The following is a 20664-nucleotide window of genomic DNA, read 5'->3' on the forward strand; positions in this document are numbered from 1 at the left end:
GAGGGCGGCCAGCAAAGCTGACCGCCCTCTTTATTATTGTACTATAACTTTGATCGTCTGGCTATTATGCGTAGGTGGCAACACGCCTGCAAACACACAGAACTTCAACTGGTAAGTCCCCGGTTTATCAGGCATTTGTACCTCTATTCTCACTATTCTGCGTTCTATTGCTTTACTGATCGTCAACTCAGTTTTTACCGCAGGAAACTCTTCCTCTTTTTGTGTAAATGCATATCCTACCACTGCTTCATTCGCTGTATCTACCGGCACCGCTTCATGATATCCATTATCCACCTGCAGCAGGAAACCCATGGTCGTACCCGGCTTCACCGTCACCTGTTGCATAGCAGGTATAAACTGGATCAGGGAATAAGAGTAATAAGGATCCTGTAAGTGAAACTTCCACGGTCCTTTCGTAGTATTGAAACTATCCGTTACCGGAATAGTTTCAGTATGATATGATACCTCTACCTGCTTACCCCACAACTGCTTTTCAGTTTCCCAATAGTTATACTGACTACGGCGATTGTACCGGCTATTGACACTATACGCCAACCCATGATTACTGTAGAACATGTATTTGGATGGCATTTGATAACTATTCAAAAATACAATGGGGCGGCCACCGGCATGCTCCTGCAAGGTCTTTGCCCACTCCCTGTTATGATGAATTTCAGGACGGATATTTACACCAGGCAGAAAATCCCAGATCAGGTATACACGGGCGATGGTTACAATCACCAACGTAACAGGTGCCAGGTATTGAATTATTTTTAGCGAAGGGCGGATGGATCTCTTTCTTCTTACTGACTGATGCGCCAGCACCATCACTGGCGTAAACAACATCACCGTCCAGTTAGCCTCTACCCTACCCTTGAATGTGCTGAACAGGAAGAAGACCAGCACACCGATTGTACAGAACTTCAACGCTCTTTCAAACGCACTCTGAATTGGACAGACAAACGCATAGTACAACACTAACCAGCCTGCCAGCGGACCGAATAACAGGATTTGCCCGAGGATGTATTCTATCGTAAAATTCAGCTGATAAACAGATGCGTTCCTTTCTATCAGGTGATACTGCAGGGAAGGGAAATGATGCGCGTATTGCCAGTATAAATGCGGAAAGAACAAGACTGTAGTGATGATAACGGCCACATAGAACTTGAATACCCGCAGGAGATTCAGGTTAGAAATCACCGTAAATCCTACCAGCAATACACCATGGTATTTACTATAGAACATCAGCGCCATGCTCAACGCCAACAGGAGGGTATTCTTCCAGTTTTGCTGTTCGAGAAATGCCCTGTAGATGTAAAAGTATAATGCTGCAAAGAAGATTAGCGGCACATCCGGCACGGCCAGCATCCCTCCCAGCTGCATGGCACCCATTACCAGCAACAGGAGGTAAAAGAGGCGGTTATCCTTGCGGGGAATGAGTTTGTCAGTTATAATGATGGTGCCCAGGTTCAGGATCACCATGCCGATGCGAACACCGAATTCATTGTGAAAGAGAGCATACCCCAGTTTGATCAACACAGCTACCATCGGGGGGTGATCAAAATACCCCCAGCTCAGGTGGTGGGCATACACCCAGTAATAGGCCTCATCATCCATCAGTTCTGTAAACCCTGCCTGTATCAGGCAAAGCAGGAACCAGACCAACAGGAAAAGGTTCTTATATTGATTCTTGGTGAAGTAGCGTAGAATGCCCATGAATTTACTGGTTGAAACCGCTAAGATAAGATAAGTTGCTGGATGGCCCAGCTTTCATCCAGTGCCAGCATGGCTGTGCGGAACCCGGGGGCAATGCGACCCAGCTCGTGGGAGAGCCCTGCTACTAACGCCGGATAAGCCCCTGCCATACGCAAAGCCTCTTCCGGGGCAATACCTACCTGTGCAATACAGTTTTGTACAGCATCCAGCATGGTGAGTGCAGAACCGGATAAGATGCCATTCGCATCTTCATAACGACCACTTACCGGATTCCAATGAAATGCATAATCCTGTCCATTGCTGGCTGCTACGGCATCAGTGATCAGGAATAAACGGTTGGCCATAATCTTTTTGCTGATGCGGATGGTATTGAAGTCTACATGGATACCATCGGCTACTATGCTTGCATGTACACGGGGATGATCATAGATAGCGCCTACCATACCTGGTGCCCTGCTTTGCAATTGAGACATCGCATTAAAGAGATGGGTACAGGTGGTAATACCATTTTCAAATGACTGGTAAAGCTGTTGGTAGGTACCATTGCTATGACCTGCAGACACCAGCACCCCTGCTTCCTGCAGGCGGGTGATGAGCGCAGGGTCACAACGCTCAGGTGCCACGGTCATCATCTTTACGATGCCTGTGCCATGGGCCAGTACCCAGTCAATATCGTCGGAGGTAGGAACTTTGATGTATTGGGGTATATGTGCCCCATTCTTTTCAGGACTAATATAAGGGCCTTCCAGGTGTAAGCCCAGGCATCCTGCACCTCCCTGTGCCCAATACTCCCTTACGGCAGCGATAGATTGTAAAATAGTTTCAGGGGAATGTGTGGGAATAGTGATCATGAAGTAAGCCGCACCACCGGCTTTGCAATATTCATACGTTGCTTTGATGGATTCCACATCGGGCAGGGCGGGAAAATAGCGCTCATTGCCGCCATAAATCTGTAAATCAATGAATGCGGGTACCAGGTCAGCGCCATTCAGGTCGTGGATTGTCGCATGGGCGGGAATTGCTTTTTGGGATACAATATCAGTGATTCTACCGTTTTCCGAAAGTACTACATGGTCTTCCAGCCAGTTATCCCCGGTAAAGATCCTGCAATGGCTATATGCATTCAGCATGGGTTATATTTTATGATCCGCCGGGCTCACTGTTCATACAGCTCCAGTGGTAACCCATCCGGATCGGTAAAAAATGTAAATCTCTTTCCGGTATATGGGTCAATGCGGACAGGCTCAGTGATGACAGCATGGGTCTTCAGGTGAGCTACTGCCTGGTCGATATCCGACACGGCAAATGCCAGGTGACGCAGGCCGCTCGCCTCCGGCCGGGATGGCCGGGGCGGGGGATCGGGAAATGAAAATAGTTCGATCACATACTGCCCGTTCAATGCAAGATCCAGCTTGTACGATTTCCGTTCCAGCCGGTATACTTCCCTGATGATTTCCAATCCGAGAATCTCTGTATAGAACTGCTTACTCCGCTCATAGTCAGAGCAGATCACTGCAATATGATGAATGGCTTGTAACATTAAAATAACTGAAATTTATCAGCATCCCTGAGGAAAGGAATATTCTTCCTTATTTCGTCCAGTTTGGCGCGCTCAAGTGTGGTAGTAAAAATATCTTCGTCATGACTCTTCCTGTAGAGGATTTCACCCAGCGGGTCGATGAGGCTGCTGTCGCCACTGTGGTAGATGCCATTTCCATCGTCACCTACCCTGTTCACACCGATAGCATATACCTGGTTTTCGATGGCCCGTGCCTGAATCAGTGTTTTCCAGGCGGTGCTACGGCGCTCAGGCCAGTTAGCTACGTTGATGAGGAGGTCGTATGCAGGAGCGTTGGTATCAGCACTGATCTGGTTACGCTGCCATACGGGGAAACGAAGGTCGTAGCAGATGGTGAGGCATATTTTCCAGCCTTTTACAGAAGCAATCAGGCGGGTATCGCCGGCTGCATAGTGTTTATCTTCGCCGGCATAGGCAAAACGGTGACGTTTGTCGTAAGCACCCGCCACACCGTTTGGCTGCATCCATATGAAGCGGTTGTAGTATTCACCGTCTTCCTCAATGATCAGGCTTCCGCCGATAATGATGTTTTTTTCTGCTGCTTTTTTAGCCATCCATTGCACTGCCTTACCATCCATTTTTTCAGCCAGCTTTTCAGGCTGCATGCTGAAGCCTGTGCTGAACATTTCAGGAAGGATCACTACTTCGGTTCTTTCCTTGATGCTATTAATCTTTTCATTGAACATGTTCAGGTTCGCATCAATGTTTTCCCAATGCAATTTCGTCTGTACAAGCGTTACTTTCAGATCTGACATAAATTATCGGTTTCTAATTGCATAAAATTACGATGACTTCGGCTAAAAACTTTTAAAATTATAGCCCGTCTTTTGCAATTTGTCTAAGTGCCTCGCTTACCAGGTCAGGTTCATACCCTTTTTGTAACAGGTACTGAGTAGTCTTGTACTGTCGTTTCGGGTATTGTTCTCCTTTCAGAGAGGCATATTTCTTTTCCACCAGCGACTGCAACACAATCATATAGTCATCGTCATCAATTTCTTCCATGCCTTTTTTGATGCAGTAAGCGGATACCTGATGTTGCCTGAGACCTGCCAGGATCTTTTTGCGTCCCCATTTCTGTGAGCGGAATTTACCGCCGGCATAGGCACGGGCAAATCGTTCTTCGTTCAGGAAGTTGTCGGCAATCAATGCTGCAATGGCTTCCTCAATCTCATTATCACGCAGCCCCAGCTCAAGGCTTTTGGTTTTCACCTCGCTGTGACTGCGTTCCTGGTAAGCACAGTAATGACGTAATTTTAAGAGAATAGAAGTCTGCATTATTTCTTAACGATCATCAATCGCGCGTAGTTCAGCATGATCTTTTTCTCACCGCCGCCCTTAGGGAATACTACGGTTGCGATACGATTGTTGGGTGCTCCCTCCATACTGAGAATGGTACCAAACCCGAATTTCTGGTGTTCTACATCCATCCCGGCTTCCATTGTAGCCGGATCGTCTGGTGTAAAACCGGCGGTAGGTACATGGGTGCTGGCAGCAGCGCTGGCAACTGGTTTTGGTGCAGGGCGTGGACCGGCAACAGGCTGGGAAGACTGGCTACCCGGCGTTTTCTTTTGCATACGGTCGAACATATTGCTACCACCGCCATTACCCCATAGGCCACCGCCATTGTTGAGCGGGCTTCTGCCTCCTACGGAGCCACCACCTGCATAGCTACGGTCAATGTACTGCTCCGGCATTTCCTCGAGGAAACGGCTGGATTCATTGTTGACCAGCTGACCGAAGCGGTAACGGCTGTTAGCATAAGTGAGAAACAGCCTGGATTTGGCGCGGGTAATTACCACATAGAAGAGACGGCGCTCTTCTTCCAGTTCCTCTCTTGAATTGATAGAGAGGGAACTTGGGAAGAGGTTTTCTTCCAGGCCTACGCTGAATACCACAGGGAATTCCAGGCCTTTTGCCGCGTGGATGGTCATGAGGCGCACTACATCACTCTCTTCATCGTTGCCTTTGTCGGCATCGGTGAGCAGGGTGATTTGCTGCAGGTAGGTACCCAGTGATTTTTCCAGCAGCTCCCCGTCTTCGGTAGGTGTTTCAGTGAATTCCTTCACGGAGTTCAGAAGCTCCTGGATGTTTTCGTAGCGGGCGAGGCCTTCAGTGGTTTTATCGTTGAAGAGTTCTTTGACAATGTTGGTTGACTTACCCACCTGTACGGCGATGTCGTAAGCATTGTGTTTACCCAGCATAGCCTGGAAACTACGGATCATGGTCACGAAGTTTTCAATGGCTTCCAGCGTACCACCTTTGAATCCGAATTCCTGTGCTCTTTCCAGCACGTTCCAGAAGGTGATGTTGTGGTCATTGCTGTAGATCACGGCTTTTTCGATAGTGGTTTTACCAATACCGCGAACGGGGTAGTTGATGATACGTTTCAGGCTTTCTTCATCAGCCGGGTTCATCACGATCCGAAGGTAAGCCACGAAGTCTTTAATTTCCTTGCGCTGGTAGAAAGAGATACCACCATAGATGCGGTAAGGTATCGCTTTGCGGCGCAGGTTTTCTTCAAATGCACGGCTTTGTGCATTGGTACGGTACAGGATTGCGAAGTCCCTGTTCGCGTAGTGGTTACGCAGTTTCTGCTCGGCAATGGTTTCGGCTACAAATTTACCTTCTTCATTGTCGGTCATGGTGCGCACCAGTTTTATCTTTTCACCATTCGGATTGTCTGTCCACAGGTTCTTTTCGATCTGCCCCTTGTTATTGGCAATCACATCGTTGGCAACCTGGAGAATAGATTTGGTACTACGGTAGTTCTGTTCCAGTTTAACCACCCTGGCATCGGTGTAATCCTTCTCGAACTGGAGAATGTTCTGGATGGTAGCACCGCGGAATGAGTAGATACTTTGCGCATCGTCGCCCACCACACAGATATTTTCATGTGCAGCACCCAGCAGTTTGATGATTTCGTACTGGGCAGGGTTGGTATCCTGGTACTCATCGATCATGATGTATTTGAACTTGTGCTGGTATTTGTGCAGTACTTCGGGGAAGTTCTTCAGGAGCTGGTACATTTTGAAGAGCAGGTCATCAAAGTCCATAGCGCCGTTTTTGAAGCAGCGTTTGGCGTACATTTCATACAGCTTGCCGGTCATGGGGCGGTTTGCCCTCATATCTTCCTGCTGAATGGCGTAATCGTGCTGGTATTCTTCAGGGCCTACAAGGCTGTTTTTGGCGGAGGATATACGGTTATAGACCATGTTAGGTTTATAATGTTTATCATCCAGGTTCTGCTCGTTAATGATAGTCTTGAGCACGCTTTTCGCATCGTCGGAATCATAAATGGTAAAGTCGTTGGGATAACCGAGGCGATGCGCTTCGGCCCTTAACAAGCGGGCAAACACGGAGTGGAAGGTACCAATGTAGAGGTTCCGGGCTTCGGTACCGCCGAGGATTTTTTCCACACGTTCTTTCATCTCTTTGGCGGCCTTGTTGGTAAAGGTCAATGAGAGAATATTAAAAGCATCTACACCGTTGCGGAGCAGGTGGGCGATACGGGTGGTAAGTACTTTCGTCTTACCGGAACCGGCACCCGCTACGATCATCAGCGGGCCTTTGATATGCTCAACTGCTTCGCGCTGCCGCTCATTCAGTTCGTCTAAGTAATTTGCCTTCATTATGTATATTAAAAATCCACATTACCATCAGGAACTGATGGATAAAAATTTAAAGGGAAGCCGTAAAAGTACGAATTAAATTCATGTACCCATCGCTGAATGTGGAAAGTGAGGCGGGATGGAGGTTTTAGGGTATTTTATATTGTTAAGGTAAAGAGAAATAATGTCACTGCAGATGATATAATCTGCGATAACGAATTGTCCTCATTTTATGTAATAAAAATATTAGAAGCGTACGATCCTTGACTTCAGCATTTTCCTGGCAAAGTGGATGCGGCTTTTTACAGTACCCAGCGGTTCATTGAGCATGGCTGCAATTTCGTAGTACTTATAACCCTCGAAATAAAGCATGAAAGGTTGCTTGAATATCACAGGCAGGTTGTAAACTGCAGAGTGTACATCCTTGATGCGGAGATTCGTTTCGGCAGCATTGCCAATAGTCGGAATCTGCTGGTGCATGAGGAACTCGCCGGCAGAATTGTCGAGCAGGCGAAACTGCCTGTTGCCACGGCGATAATTGTTGATAAAAATATTGCGCATAATGGTGTAGAGCCAGGCGCGGATATTGGTACCTGCCAGGTATTTATCGCGATTGGCGAGTGCGCGGAAAAGCGTTTCCTGGTAGAGGTCTTTTGCTGATTCGGCATCTTTAGTGAGGGTTACAGCATACGGTCTCAGGAAATCGGCGTTTCCGAGTAAAAGTGCATTAAATTCTGTCGAAGACATATTGGTGAAGTTTAAGCATCTGAAAAAAATATTGTTTCAGCTGATAAACCGGATTGAAGGAAAACAAATATTTACCACAGTACGGGATAAAGTGAATATCGCTGCTTGCTCTAAATCCGGATGGGGGTCGCATCACATTCTATTCAGATCATGTATCCCGATGTTTCACAATTGACGTCGTTGCGCTATTACGACGAATAACAGAACTTGGGCGCCAGCGTACGGTAGTAGTAGCAGGTGTTTCCATGGTGGTAAAATTTTACTGGTTACTAATGATGGGGGTTTTGGTTTGCAATTCTCTTGTCTAAAAAATAACTCCTGTGCAATGTTAAATACCGGGGACGTGTGACAATGCTTTTTTGGATAATATAAAATAGTCGTAGGTATTTACTAAAGCACGCTTTGTACAGATTGGATTCTAATATAAAATGACACTCAACTGACTGACTCTTAACACAATTTAACAAAACATTTTATTATTGCCAAAATAATTATGTACTCAAAATGAGTGTGTTATTTACGTTTTTGGGATATTACTTTTTGCCTTCGATTGCAATGAAGACGCATAAAAAAAGGGAAGGGGTTGCAAGTTGCAACCCCTTCCCTTTTTTATAAAGTGGCCTATTGTTATAAACAGGCGATTTTTCTTACTCTGTTTTCATGTCTGCCTCCTTCGAATGGGGTGTTGATAAACACGTCTACCATTTGTTTTGCCACTGCATCATCTACAAAGCGGGCAGGTACGCACAACACATTCGCATTGTTATGACAGCGGGACAGGCGGGACAGTTCCTCACCCCAGCAGATCGCTGCCCGGATACCCTGGTGTTTATTAGCTGTAATTGCTACGCCGTTACCACTACCACACACGAGTATTCCAAACGCTGCCTGCTCTCTTTCTACCAGTGTTGCTACCGGATGAGCGAAGTCAGGATAATCGGCCGATTCACTTGAGAATGCACCTACATCCTTTACCTGTAAACCTTTCGCTTCCAGGTATGAAATAATCTCTTCCTTATAATCGAAGCCAGCGTGGTCAGAGCCGATAGCTATCGGCAAAGACAAATTGAATGTTGTTTGTTGTGACATAAAATAACTTTTAAACAGTGAAACTGTTACCCTTTATCAGGACCACTCTTCTATTTCCGGTTCTTTTTCTTTATCCTCCATCCCTTTCAGTGCTCTAGCAGATATATAGATACTGATTTCATACAGCAAATATAAAGGAGTAAATACGATCATTTGGTCTATTACGTCAGGAGGAGTGATTACTGCTGCCAGTACAAGTATTATCACGACCGCATGCCGACGGTATGTACGCAGGAAAGCAGGTGTAATCAAACCAATCTTCGTGAGGAAGAAAATGAGTACAGGCAACTCAAATAATACCCCCATACCAATTACGATCTGGGTCATGAGGTCGAAATAATCGTCGATGAAAAACTGGTTGACTGCTTTTGTCGTCACGGTATAACCCGCCAGAAAGTTGATAGTAAACGGCGCCATCAGGAAATAACTAAAGGCAATCCCTAAAAAGAACTGGAAGGATACCCAGAATATAATACCTCTTGCTCCTTTCACTTCTTTGGGTTTCAGCGCCGGTTTTACAAAGCGCCAGAATTCCCAGAATATATAAGGGAAGCCCAAAACAAGGCCGACAATAAATGCCAGCTTGAACTGGAGCATGATCTGGCCGGTCAGAATATGGTTCTGAAATACGATGTCTACAGGGGTCATGCAGAGCTTATCTCCAAGCCCGGTTGCGTGACTTATTTTGCACAGTGCGACATAGGTAGGGAAATCTTTGTTGGTAGGTCCAAAAACGATTTTATCCAATATTTCATTTGTGTAAACCCAACCGATGATACCAAAAACCACAATTGCCACAGCAGCGCGAAACAGATGCCCTCGTAGTTCTTCCAGGTGGTCAAAGAAAGTCATCTCCGCTTTCTCGTTGTTATTTGCAAATATTCTTTTGAACATATCTGTTGTCAGGCTGAGTTAAACATTATTTCCTAAGGAGCACAAATATAGCTGTTGCCTGGAAGAAAACAGAGTAATGCAGGTGGTTTTAATGTGATTTAAATGCGGTAGTGTAAAGTGGCACGGTATATACTGGCAAGGAAGTTGATATTAGGTTAACGATTTAGCAGTAGAACAGGTGCTTTAAAAAAGAGAGCCAGCCCGAGAAGAATCAAGAGCCGGCCTTTCATCCATTGTTTGTTAACCCCAAAAAAGTTGAATTCGAGAATGTCTTTAGTTTCCAGTGTCACTTTCTATTTGATTGATGGCAAGCTTTCAAAATAGTCCGTGTTTCTGGTCACTTTTAAATTTCTATTACAAAAATAGTAAAGAATTATGTTATTATCAATGTTGTAACAATTTTTTTTACATCCTTTTAACAAAAATCAAATCATTGTGTTACATCATCTGTAGCAAATGTATAAAATCCGTGTTAATTCCCTACTACTTTTTTTTAAATCGTTTTAGCAGGTCAGATGCTTAATGACTATGCAAATATATTAAAAAAAATATCACAATATCAACACCTGATTTCTTTTATTTTACAAAAAACTAGTAAGTTCTCCTAAATACCTGACAAATAAGCAACTAAAAATGAAGTTTCTTTTAAAAAAAGCCGTCATTTTATCCAGATGTGGATAACTACATGAGGCTCTTTACTTAACCGAGTACTTTCATCTTAATCATTTCGATGCGTGTCTCAGTCACATTTATTATTTCGAACTCATAATCGTTGATAATAATGCGTTCTTTCTGACGCGGAATCGTCTCGTGATGATTGATGATATAACCTGACAGGGTTTCGCTTTCGTCTTCAGGAAATTCAAAACCATATTTCTCGTTAAGATAGTCGAGTTCCAGGCGACCAGAGAAAATATATTCTTTTTCAGCGATCTGTTTGTCTACAAATTCTTCCTCATCGTGTTCATCCTTGATCTCTCCGAATATTTCCTCCAGTACGTCTTCGATGGTCACAATACCTGCTGTGCCTCCAAATTCGTCTACCACCCAGGCAATGCTTTTACGTTCTTTATTGAACTTGCCGAGCAGGTCGATGGCACTCATTGTCTCTGGCACCGCCAGGATCGGGTGCAGGATGGCCTGTATATCAGTTGGGCCTTTGAACATATCCAGCTGGTGAATATAGCCCAGTATATTGTCGATAGTATTTTCGTAAATGATGATCTTGGACAGCTTGGTGTCCATAAACTTGCGCTGGGCCTGTCCAATAGGACTGTTTATTTCCAGGGCTTCTATTTCCTTGCGGGGAATGAGGCAACCGCGTATCTTGACATGTGCGAGGGACAGGGCGTTTTCGAATAATTCTGTATTCAGCTCCTGGTTTTCGGTCACATGTTGTTGCGACTGGCGTATAAAATGTTCCACATCTACCCGGGGGAAAGAGGTGGCTGTTTCTATAATTCTGACGTTAAAAAGATACTTCAGGATCCATTCGGATACAGATACGAGCAAACTACCTACTACAAACAGTGGTTTTGAAATCACTGATATAGGCAGAGCAAAGAAACTGAGCAGCCCTTCCGGCCGGGAGCGAAATATGGCACGGGGCAGGAAAAAGCCGAATGTAAGTAATATCAGGGTCGCCAGCAGCACTTCCATTAATAACAACAGGGGCTGATAGCTGGTACTTTCCTGTGGGGAGAGCACTTTGTTCCAGAGGGGCTGAAAGAATCCGGCGAACAGGATGCCATAGATAACGATAGTAATCGTAAGGCCCAGCAGGCTGGTAGCCAGGAAACGGGAGGGGTTATCATTAAAACTGGCGAGGATTTTTCCGGTAGCGCGTCCTTGCTTCTTCTTGAGCTCAATGCTTAGTTTGTTCACATTGGCGAAGGCCGTTTCCAGCCCGGCGAAGAAACCTGCCAGCAATACCAGGAATGCCAGTATCGGGAGTGTATAAGTATCCATATGTAACAAAAATAAAGAATTTCCTGACTGCAAATAGTGTGCAGATAATTTGGGAAAGGGGCCTGTGAGGCCCCCAACAATGTAATTATTTTAAAAAGGCAGCTACCAACGCCTTTACTTCTGCGTAGGCGACTGGTAACTTATCATTGATCACAATTTCATCAAACTGGTGAGAGAATGACAGCTCATAACGGGCTTTCCCCATTCTTTCTTCCAGCGAAGCCTGGGTTTCAGTACCACGCTCACTCAGGCGAACCCGGAGGGCATCGAGCGTAGGAGGCTGAATAAAGATAGTCAACGCTGACTCCTGGTAATGTTCCTTGATACTCAGCGCACCCTTTACATCTATATCTACCATTGGTGTCTGTCCATTCTGCCAGATGCGTTCCAGCTCTGACTTGAGTGTACCATAATACTTACCGGCATACACCATTTCATACTCGGCAAATGCATGTGCCTCTATCTTTTCATGAAAATCTTCCTGTGTCAGGAAATAATAATCTTTTCCATTCACTTCATTCTCTCTCGCTGTACGTGTAGTGGCAGAAATGGAAAATGCCAGCTCTGGCATCTCTGCCAGCAATTGCTTAACGATGGTGGTTTTTCCTGCTCCGGAAGGGGCAGTGATAATGATGATCTTATTGGCCATAATATAGTTTCCTGATTAAAATTAAGCCATAAGCAGCAGGAGTTGGTCTCTTGTAGCTTATGGCTTATAAATATTCCGCGTACAGCTATTTGTACTTACACTCTCTTGATATCTGCACCCAGCTTGCGCAGGCGCTCATCAATGTACTGATATCCGCGATCAATCTGCTCAATGTTCTGGATGGTACTCTTGCCCTCAGCACTCAGTGCTGCAATGAGCAGTGATACCCCCGCCCTGATATCAGGTGAAGACATAGATATACCTCTCAGTTTGTGCTGACGGCCCAGGCCTATCACCACTGCACGGTGAGGATCGCACAGTACGATCTGTGCACCCATATCGATCAGTTTATCCACGAAGAACAAGCGGCTTTCAAACATCTTCTGGTGAATCATCACACTACCTACTGCCTGGGTGGCCACCACGAGTACGATACTCAGCAGGTCTGGCGTAAAGCCTGGCCATGGATGGTCAGAGATAGTGAGGATAGACCCATCCAGGAAAGTCTGGATTTCATACTTGTCCTGGGCAGGAATATGGATATCATCGCCCTGAATGTCCAGCTGAATGCCCAGCTGCCGAAACTTTTCAGGAATGATACCCAGGTGCTGCACACCGGCACCTTTGATAGTAATTTCACTCTGCGTCATTGCAGCCAGACCTATGAAAGACCCAATCTCAATCATATCTGGCAGCATACGATGGCTGCAGCCTTTGAGTGAAGATACGCCTTCGATAGTGAGGAGGTTGGACCCTACCCCACTGATCTTAGCCCCCATGCTGTTCAGCATTTTAGAGAGCTGCTGCAGGTAAGGTTCACAGGCAGCATTGTAAATGGTGGTTGTACCATTTGCCATCACAGCCGCCATTACGATATTGGCTGTACCTGTTACTGAGGGTTCGTCCAGCAGCATGTAGGTACCTTTCAGGCCACCATCGCCGGCTTCGAGTCTGAAGTAGTTATCATCATTATCGTATACGAACTGAGCACCCAGTTTTTCGAACCCAATGATATGGGTATCGAGGCGGCGGCGACCTATTTTGTCACCTCCAGGCTTAGGGATGTAGGCTTTGCCAAAGCGGGCCAGTAGCGGGCCGGCTATCATCACAGAACCTCTCAGTCGTCCTGATTTCTTTTTGAATTCTGCACTTTCCAGATAAGGAAGGTTGATCTGATCAGCCTGAAATTCACAAGTGTCACGGCTGATCCTGTTAATTTTTACTCCCATATCACCCAGCAGCTCTATCAGCAGGTTTACATCCAGGATGTCCGGGATATTGCTGATAGTCACCTTTTCGGGAGTTAGTAAAACAGCACTGACAATCTGTAAAGCTTCGTTTTTGGCACCCTGGGGTACAATTTCCCCTTTAAGGCGGTTGCCACCTCTTACTTCAAAAGCACTACTCACTTGTTCCTGTTTTTATAATTTTTGTTTTTGTTGTTGTTTTTAGTTTTTCCGCCTTTGAAATTATTCTGCTGCTGGAAATTGTTGCGTTTCTTGTTGCTGCCGCCACCGCTATTGCTGGAAGTACGAACAAACTCAGCATTGGTATTAAAGTTTGGACTTGTTGCGGCAATTACTGCGCTCGCGTGAGCCGTAGTATTGAAACCTGGATGGAACTCCAGTTGACCATTGGTAATGCCGGTGAGTTCGGCTTTAATCGCATCGTCATGTACGCTTTCCTTATGCCAGTTGCTATAGGCCAGTTTCATGTAGTTGCCAATACATTGTGTAAACCCTTCCTTCTTCTCGGGATTCTCTTCACTGATGGCCTTATCAATGACCATCTCCAGATTTTTACCGAAGTGCCGGTTGCGGGGATACTTTTTAGGATAAGGCAGCCTTTCTGGCTTTGCTCTCAGGGTTTCGCGTGTAGGAATGGGGTAAGGTGATTCTACATCTAATCTGAAATCGGAGATGAGAAACAGGTGATCCCATAACTTGTGTCGGAAGTCTTCTACATTGCGGAGGTGGGGATTGAGCGTACCCATCAATTCAATAAGCGCCATTGCGTTGCTCTGACGGTGATGAGGGTCTTCTATGCTCAGGACGTACTCTATCATCTTTTGGATGTTACGTCCGTACTCCTTCATAATCAAATGGTTACGGGTGGTATTGTATTCCATATCACAATTTAAAAAATACTATTATAGTCTTGCTTGAAAGGTAAGTTTGTGCTTTGCGCATTCACAAATGCAAAAGTGCTAAAGGAGAAAATTTTTCATTTTTGTACCCTGGGCTCTGGCTAAAGCCGGGATGGCTTTTTTCATGTGAAAGCAAACCGTTCTATGCAAACTTATGAAAAATAGTTTAATTGTACGATAGCTGGGAGCTTCGTGGAAAATTAGTTTAACTTTTTCTATAGAAATACCGGCTTCTGCCAATCAAATGTTAAATATCTCCCAAATTCAACATCCGGCCCCTTCAATCTGTTGTTACAACAGGTATTCTTCAAAAATTATATTTTATGGGAGCTCTGAACAACAAAGTTGCGCTTGTAACAGGCGCAGGATCAGGCATTGGCAAAGCAATCGCAATCGTTTATGCCCGGGAAGGTGCTAAAGTTGTCGTTTCGGATTTAAATGAAACGGGTGGGAATGAAGTAGTGGATACCATCAAAAAGAATGGCGGAGACGCGATATTTATTCAGGCAGATGCAGGCAATGCGGAGCAATGGGACGACCTGATCAAACAGATTAAATCTCATTATGGTAAGCTGGACATTGCCTGCAACAATGCAGGAATTGGAGGCAAAGCCGCACCGGTAGGTGAATATGACATTGCTGAATGGGAAAAAGTGATTGGTGTGAACCTGAATGGGGTATTTTATGGTATGCGATCGCAGATACAGGCCATGCTGGAAAATGGCGGTGGCGCGATTGTGAACATTTCTTCCATCCTGGGTGCTGTAGGTTTCGCCCAGTCAGCTGCTTATGTAGCCGCTAAACATGGTGTAGTAGGTCTGACACAAAATGCTGCGATCGAGTATGCACAGCAAAATATTCGTGTCAATGCCGTAGGCCCGGCTTTCATTCACACCCCGCTGTTAGGAAAGAATATGACGCAGGAAGCCATCGACTCGCTGGCGGCTTTGCACCCTGTGGGCCGGTTAGGAGAACCGGAAGAGGTTGCAGAACTGGTGCTGTTCCTGAGCAGCCCGGTCGCTTCGTTTGTAACCGGATCTTATTATCCGGTGGATGGCGGTTATCTGGCACGATAATAAAAAAGCCGCAATTTGAAATTGCGGCTTTTTTATAATTCCTTGCCCCAGTTGTCCAGTTCTTCTTCTGTCCATAATTCAGGGAAGAAAACAATCCGTTTATTGCGGGGTGGCAGGTATTTCTGCCAGTTGGTGCCACCAGTAGCGGCTATATCCTCCGGCTTACGGTTCAGGTAGCGCACCGCTGATTTATAATGCATGAGTGGCCAGCGTACATTGATATTAGTATCATACTCCTTCAAAAGAGGTATAAGCGCCTGCTGGTCCGCCGGGGATAACCGGCGATACCTTGCCTGTATATTATTATCCTTATAGCGGGTGGCCAACTGCAGGAATTCGCCCATATATTTCAATTCAAACTGCCTGAGAGTAAGGGTTTTCTTGCCGGTAGACAATTCAGTAGCCCCACTGCGCCAGTAAATTTGTTCCAGTACCTGATCCAGTTCAGCCCCCTGGAGCCCCGGGCGCTGTGATTGATAGACCAGGTTCACGAGGTCTGTAGAGCAGATCTCTATTTTCCTGAATTGGCCACTCTGGAAGCCGGAAGCTGGCAACAGGGCCATACGAAACTGCAGGAACTGGTCTTTGTCCATACCATCCACCATAATCTCAAAAGAGTTGATCAGGTTACGGAAGTAATTGTTGATCCTTTTGAGCTGAGTCTGGAAGCCAGTCACCGTCAGTTCCTGCGCAAAGCTGATTTGCTCAATGGCCTGGAGCGCGAGTTTGAAATACAGCTCGGTGATCTGGTGATAAATGATAAAGATGTTCTCATCAGGGATAGGAGTTCTGGGATGCTGGAGGTTGAGCAGTACATCCAGCTGGATATAATCCCAATAGGTGAGGTAATCTGCATAGAGCAGCCCATCCAGATAAGAAGACAGGTCCTGGCCCATAGCAGCATACTTCTCTTCAAGACGCCTGATCTTGTCAGTAATTTCTGTTGTAACCATAAGTATGTATATGAAAGTTAGAAGCCCCCTCCCCTGCCATTGAAGGCTGAGGGGAAGGGGAAAATATCATGGGGTAGCCTATTCCACAACGTTGATGGTTCTGTAAAAGCTCTCTTCCAGGGATATCAATGTTTCGGTGCGTTCGATTCCTTTGATCTTCTGTAATTCATCATGGAGTATACGGCGAAGTTGTGTAATGTCTTTGCAAATAATCTCTGCGAACATGCTGTAGCTACCCGTTGTATAGTTCAGGCGTACCATCTCAGGTATCTTACGCAGTTCTTTGGCCACAGTATCGTACATGGAGCTTTTTTCAAGGTAAATACCGATAAAGGCAATTACGTCGTAGCCGATCATTTTTAAATCTACGTGTAATTTCGTACCTTTAACGATACCCAGCTCTTGTAGTTTCTTCATTCTAACGTGGATCGTGCCACCGGAAACGAAAAGCTTCTTCCCGAGGTCAGCGTAAGAGATTTCTGCATTATGCATCATTTCACTGATGATCTGCAAATCGAGTTTGTCAATATTCAAATTGTGGCTCATTTTTACAATTTGTTTTTGAATGCATTAAAATTACATGCAAATATTTGAAAAATATCGAATTTTCAAAAATTTTTCTTAAAAAATTTGCAAGAAAACCGTTATGTCTTTAGATTTGCATCATAATAATCATTCAAAACAATGCCGGCGTCAAAAAAACGGGGCCGGAATTGAGAAAAAGGAATGAGAAGTTCTTAAATATTGTGGGGTGATGAAATTTGGCAGACATGCCCTCTTGTCTCGGGGGTGGGGAGTCCAGGATAAACACAGCATAATGGGTTGACCACTAATCTTATTTGTGCTGCGGCTAACTGCCCCGTGGAGGTTCGAATCCTTCCCCTACAGCCTTGGTTTAAAGCTGTTCCGTTCACGCGGGACAGCTTTTTTGTTTTTAGGCATTTCCTGCCTTGAACCGCCGGTTACCGGCCACTGACCATTCCCTCTAATTCATTCACCCCCCTTTTATATCTTTCTGCCGAAGGCAGATGCAGTTATTTTCTTATTTCTCTTTAGTCGCCGGCCGCAGGCCTTTCCTTCCTTTTTACATCTTCTGCCGAAGGCAGATGCAGTTATTCTCTTATTTTTGCACCCAAATGGGACAAAAAAAATTACAACGTTTCGCAGAAATTGAGACATTCCCGAATGTACTGATCTACCCGGAAGGCATGCCGGGCCAATGGCAGTCATTCTATAAGAATACCAATCCCCTTACACTGGAACTCGCCTGTGGCAAGGGAGATTATACAATCGGGCTCGCCAGACGCTTCCCCGAAAGGAATTTCCTGGGCGTAGACCTGAAAGGTAACCGCATCTGGAGAGGAGCCAAAACCGCTATTGACGAAAATATCAATAACGCCGCCTTTCTCCGTACACAAATCGATAAACTCAACAACTATTTCGCACCCGGAGAAATCAGTGAAATCTGGATCACTTTCCCCGATCCATTCCTCCGTCAGTCCAAATCAAAGAAAAGACTGACCCATCCTAAGTTTTTACAACTATATCAACCACTACTGGCCCCAGGCGGTACCATCAACCTGAAAACAGACTCCCCGGAGCTGTACGCCTTTACCCAGGAAGTGATCGAATATAGCGGCTGTGCTTTAATAGAAGATATTCCCGATATTTACGGTTTACCAGAAGTACCTGCCCTTTTACAAATTCAGACATATTACGAAAAAATGCACCTTGAGAACGGCAGGACCATCCGCTATCTCAAATTCAGACTGCCGGAACAACCAATGGACTGGAAGTCTATAAAATTACCGTCTGATGCAGCCCCAGTTGAAGGAGGGAATTGATTTTTACTATAATGAAGACGGGTATGTAGTGCTTACAGCCACCTTTCTCCTGAAAAGAGGATACTGCTGTGGCAATGGCTGCAAACACTGTCCATACGATTACGAAAAAGTTCCGGAACCCCGCAGAACCGATCTGCTCGCTGCCCGGAAGTTAAATAATAAAGAAAAAGGCTGACCCCGACAGCCTTTTTCTGTTCTTGGCACGGAAAGTGCCCGGTAAGTGTGACAAATCCGTAACCTTAAAAGGTGTACATTGGCGTCCGCCGGGAAAAATGGTTATAATTACAATGAGAGACGCTGTTGAACATCAACCTTCTACTAGTCAACCTACTAGCATGTCAGTACTCAAACTAAAACTGGATCAGGACCAATTAGTGGAAGACTTCTTTGAGTCGACCCAACTGATTGGCATCGTGTCTTCTGCGCGGGATTATCAGGTGTGCTGGCAGGTAAATCGGGATCTGCACTATGACTTCAGGGTAAACAACTCCCTGGAGATCAACCTGACTAAAAACCAGCGGTCGTTCTACTTCAGCGTGTTCGAATTTGAAGAACCGACCAAATCGGCAGCACATTATTTTTACAACAATCACTGCCAGGCAGAATTCCTGCTCCCCGAGCTGAAAAATGTAGATTATCTCTGGCTTATTAAAGGAGATTACTACCAGCAGCAGGATGTCAAAAAATTAATCGGACAATTACGTCATGTAGAGCCGGTACAATTAGTATCTTTATTGGATATTAGAAAGCTCGAAAACAAGATGAACCTCATCTTTTAACCGGAAATTACCGGTTTTCCTCACCGAATCACACTATTGCATGAACAGTTCAATTGTTTCATGTTTAAAATCTTTTTGTTATGTGGCAGGAGAAAAACAATCAATTATATCGTGCCTTTACATTTAAAGACTTTAAAGAAGCATTCTCTTTTATGACAAAAGTGGCACTGATAGCTGAAAAAATGGATCATCACCCCAACTGGAATAATGTCTATAACAAGGTGGAGATTTTCCTGAGCACGCACGATGCCGGGGGCATCGTCACCGACAAAGACCATGCACTGGCGAAAGCTATTGATGGTTGTCTATAAATTTTATACTTAAACAGTGATTCGGATTTTTTTCTTATTACTGTTGTTTTGTTACTCCAACATAGCACTGGGCAGTTTAACAGCAAAAGACACACTGGCAGCAGATTTTGATAATCTTCCTCCAGGTTTGGATCTGCGGCCCTGGTTGCTGAGCATGGATGATTTGGGGGAGCAGGTAACACCACAACAGATACCTATTTTTAATTTCAAGCACAACGTATCCATTTTCCACGACTCAAAAAAGAATAACGGAAAAGGTCACGATTGCTGGCTTCGCCTATCTGTAAAAAATACCGGTAGTGAAGATTCTGTTCTTACCCTCTTTGCAGGGTGGCATGATCATATGTACTGGTATGTGCAGGAAGATCAGCAATTACAATTGCTGGTTCAGACCGGTATGATGCTGGACAAAGACGACATCCGCCGCTGGGAACATTATGCCTTTCCGGTTATGGTACCACCCGGGCAAACGCGCACTTTCTACTTACATATCAATAACCAGTTTTTTAACGAGAACCCACTCATGCCGGTACTGTATGATGCCATGCAATACAATAACTTCCGGAATGCTACCCTGGCACACTTCCGCAAGGAAGCAGCTATGATCTTTATGCTGCTGGGCATGTTGCTTGTGTGCCTTACCATTGCTGTTATCAACTATATACAATTACCGGATCGCTCCTACCTGTACTTTGCAGCATACATGCTGGGGCTGATCTTATTTTTTGCTTTGCGGCTGGATAGTAAACCCTATCAGCTATCGGTGTTTTACAACTGGCCCATGCTGAAATATTACTGGGATGTGCCGGCATTGCTATTCTGTTTCTATCTCATGTACATGGCCTTCGGGAAGTCTTTCCTCAATCTGCAGGAGCGGTTTCCCCTTATGGAAAGGCTGTTCAATATATTTGCCTCCTGCATTGGCGGGATTATTATTATTTGTTTTTACTGCATCGCCAGGGGATTGTACCAGGTGCCAGGCATGATCTACAGCTACGTCTATCTTGCCACCCTCCTCCCCTTACTGGCAGTATTTGCAGCGCTGGCCAAGCGTTCCCGTCATCATCCACTGGTGCGGTTTTTCCTCTTTGGGTCACTCTGTTTTTACATGGCCAGCTTTGGTTCCTTCCTTATGCTGATACGACCACTTGGATTGATCAGCGCCCTGGGCGAACTGTCTGCCCCTTCCCTGCTCATCATTGTGGGAGTCTTGCTGCAAGCTATGTTCTTCCTTGCAGGACTGAGTTACCGCAATAAACTGGTGCATCACGAAAGAACCCGTACCCAGGAACTACTGATCAAACA

Annotated in this window: 21 protein-coding genes; 6 read left to right on the top strand and 15 right to left on the bottom strand. The window is 45.3% G+C overall.

The genetic code is table 11. The annotated features are described in order from the left end of the window. Window positions 1-33 precede the first annotated feature (33 nt). The 13 genes from ABDW16_RS29380 to ABDW16_RS29440 all read right to left on the bottom strand — a co-directional run bounded on the left by ABDW16_RS29380 (window position 34) and on the right by ABDW16_RS29440 (window position 14378). Entirely contained in the window at window positions 34-1716 is a 1683-nt protein-coding gene (locus tag ABDW16_RS29380) for a glycosyltransferase family 39 protein (protein ID WP_343674813.1), read from the bottom strand. A gap of 20 nt (window positions 1717-1736) precedes the next feature. Beyond that, window positions 1737-2846, bottom strand: coding sequence for an N-acetylglucosamine-6-phosphate deacetylase (gene nagA, locus ABDW16_RS29385; RefSeq protein ID WP_343674815.1), 1110 nt, complete (start codon window positions 2844-2846; stop codon window positions 1737-1739). A 26-nt stretch (window positions 2847-2872) separates the two neighbouring features. Then, a complete protein-coding gene (locus ABDW16_RS29390; RefSeq protein ID WP_343674817.1) occupies window positions 2873-3256 on the bottom strand; it encodes a VOC family protein in 384 nt (127 codons plus the stop codon). Beyond that, complete coding sequence (locus tag ABDW16_RS29395; RefSeq protein ID WP_343674819.1) at window positions 3256-4050, bottom strand: amidohydrolase; 795 nt, start codon at window positions 4048-4050, stop codon at window positions 3256-3258. Before ABDW16_RS29395 ends, ABDW16_RS29390 begins: the two co-directional genes overlap by 1 nt. Before the next feature lie 58 nt (window positions 4051-4108). Beyond that, window positions 4109-4570 (bottom strand): regulatory protein RecX, encoded by a 462-nt coding sequence (locus ABDW16_RS29400; protein ID WP_343674821.1) that lies wholly within the window; start codon window positions 4568-4570, stop codon window positions 4109-4111. Next, entirely contained in the window at window positions 4570-6924 is a 2355-nt protein-coding gene (locus ABDW16_RS29405; RefSeq protein WP_343674822.1) for a UvrD-helicase domain-containing protein, read from the bottom strand. The genes ABDW16_RS29400 and ABDW16_RS29405 overlap by 1 nt, the downstream gene beginning before the upstream one ends. A gap of 225 nt (window positions 6925-7149) precedes the next feature. Further along, a complete protein-coding gene (locus ABDW16_RS29410; protein WP_072362852.1) occupies window positions 7150-7650 on the bottom strand; it encodes an RNA polymerase sigma factor in 501 nt (166 codons plus the stop codon). A 627-nt stretch (window positions 7651-8277) separates the two neighbouring features. Then, a complete protein-coding gene (gene rpiB, locus ABDW16_RS29415; protein WP_343674825.1) occupies window positions 8278-8739 on the bottom strand; it encodes a ribose 5-phosphate isomerase B in 462 nt (153 codons plus the stop codon). A 36-nt stretch (window positions 8740-8775) separates the two neighbouring features. After that, entirely contained in the window at window positions 8776-9633 is an 858-nt protein-coding gene (gene tatC, locus ABDW16_RS29420; RefSeq protein ID WP_343674826.1) for a twin-arginine translocase subunit TatC, read from the bottom strand. A 699-nt stretch (window positions 9634-10332) separates the two neighbouring features. Continuing rightward, window positions 10333-11601 carry a hemolysin family protein gene (locus ABDW16_RS29425; protein ID WP_343674828.1) on the bottom strand — a complete coding sequence of 423 codons (1269 nt, stop codon included), beginning with the start codon at window positions 11599-11601 and terminating at the stop codon, window positions 10333-10335. 85 nt (window positions 11602-11686) lie between these two features. After that, entirely contained in the window at window positions 11687-12250 is a 564-nt protein-coding gene (gmk, locus tag ABDW16_RS29430; RefSeq protein ID WP_343674829.1) for a guanylate kinase, read from the bottom strand. 95 nt (window positions 12251-12345) lie between these two features. Continuing rightward, window positions 12346-13659, bottom strand: coding sequence for a UDP-N-acetylglucosamine 1-carboxyvinyltransferase (murA, locus tag ABDW16_RS29435; RefSeq protein ID WP_343674831.1), 1314 nt, complete (start codon window positions 13657-13659; stop codon window positions 12346-12348). Beyond that, window positions 13656-14378 carry a DUF4290 domain-containing protein gene (locus ABDW16_RS29440; RefSeq protein WP_343674833.1) on the bottom strand — a complete coding sequence of 241 codons (723 nt, stop codon included), beginning with the start codon at window positions 14376-14378 and terminating at the stop codon, window positions 13656-13658. The genes murA and ABDW16_RS29440 overlap by 4 nt, the downstream gene beginning before the upstream one ends. 341 nt (window positions 14379-14719) lie before the next feature. On the opposite strand from ABDW16_RS29440, the gene ABDW16_RS29445 reads away from it, so the two are divergent. Next, a complete protein-coding gene (locus ABDW16_RS29445) occupies window positions 14720-15472 on the top strand; it encodes a glucose 1-dehydrogenase (RefSeq protein ID WP_343674835.1) in 753 nt (250 codons plus the stop codon). 32 nt (window positions 15473-15504) lie between these two features. On the opposite strand, the gene ABDW16_RS29450 is transcribed toward ABDW16_RS29445, so the two are convergent. Beyond that, window positions 15505-16425 carry a tryptophan 2,3-dioxygenase family protein gene (locus ABDW16_RS29450; RefSeq protein WP_343674836.1) on the bottom strand — a complete coding sequence of 307 codons (921 nt, stop codon included), beginning with the start codon at window positions 16423-16425 and terminating at the stop codon, window positions 15505-15507. Between the two features lie 78 nt (window positions 16426-16503). Next, a complete protein-coding gene (locus ABDW16_RS29455; protein WP_012788686.1) occupies window positions 16504-16971 on the bottom strand; it encodes an Lrp/AsnC ligand binding domain-containing protein in 468 nt (155 codons plus the stop codon). Between the two features lie 590 nt (window positions 16972-17561). Here ABDW16_RS29455 and trmB point away from each other — a divergent pair. The 5 genes from trmB to ABDW16_RS29480 all read left to right on the top strand — a co-directional run. Further along, window positions 17562-18269, top strand: coding sequence for a tRNA (guanosine(46)-N7)-methyltransferase TrmB (gene trmB / locus ABDW16_RS29460; RefSeq protein ID WP_343674840.1), 708 nt, complete (start codon window positions 17562-17564; stop codon window positions 18267-18269). Then, window positions 18241-18444, top strand: a complete 204-nt coding sequence (locus ABDW16_RS29465; protein WP_343674841.1) for a DUF5522 domain-containing protein — start codon at window positions 18241-18243, stop codon at window positions 18442-18444. Before trmB ends, ABDW16_RS29465 begins: the two co-directional genes overlap by 29 nt. A 160-nt stretch (window positions 18445-18604) precedes the next feature. Further along, entirely contained in the window at window positions 18605-19048 is a 444-nt protein-coding gene (locus ABDW16_RS29470) for an IPExxxVDY family protein (protein ID WP_343674843.1), read from the top strand. Window positions 19049-19128: 80 nt separating this feature from the next. Further along, entirely contained in the window at window positions 19129-19359 is a 231-nt protein-coding gene (locus tag ABDW16_RS29475) for a 4a-hydroxytetrahydrobiopterin dehydratase (protein ID WP_343674844.1), read from the top strand. 16 nt (window positions 19360-19375) lie between these two features. After that, window positions 19376-20664: 7TM diverse intracellular signaling domain-containing protein (locus ABDW16_RS29480; RefSeq protein ID WP_343674846.1), on the top strand; the 1289-nt coding region annotated here is incomplete at its 3' end.

It is taken from the genome of Chitinophaga sp., assembly GCF_039596135.1.
Classification (GTDB): Bacteria; Bacteroidota; Bacteroidia; order Chitinophagales; family Chitinophagaceae; genus Chitinophaga.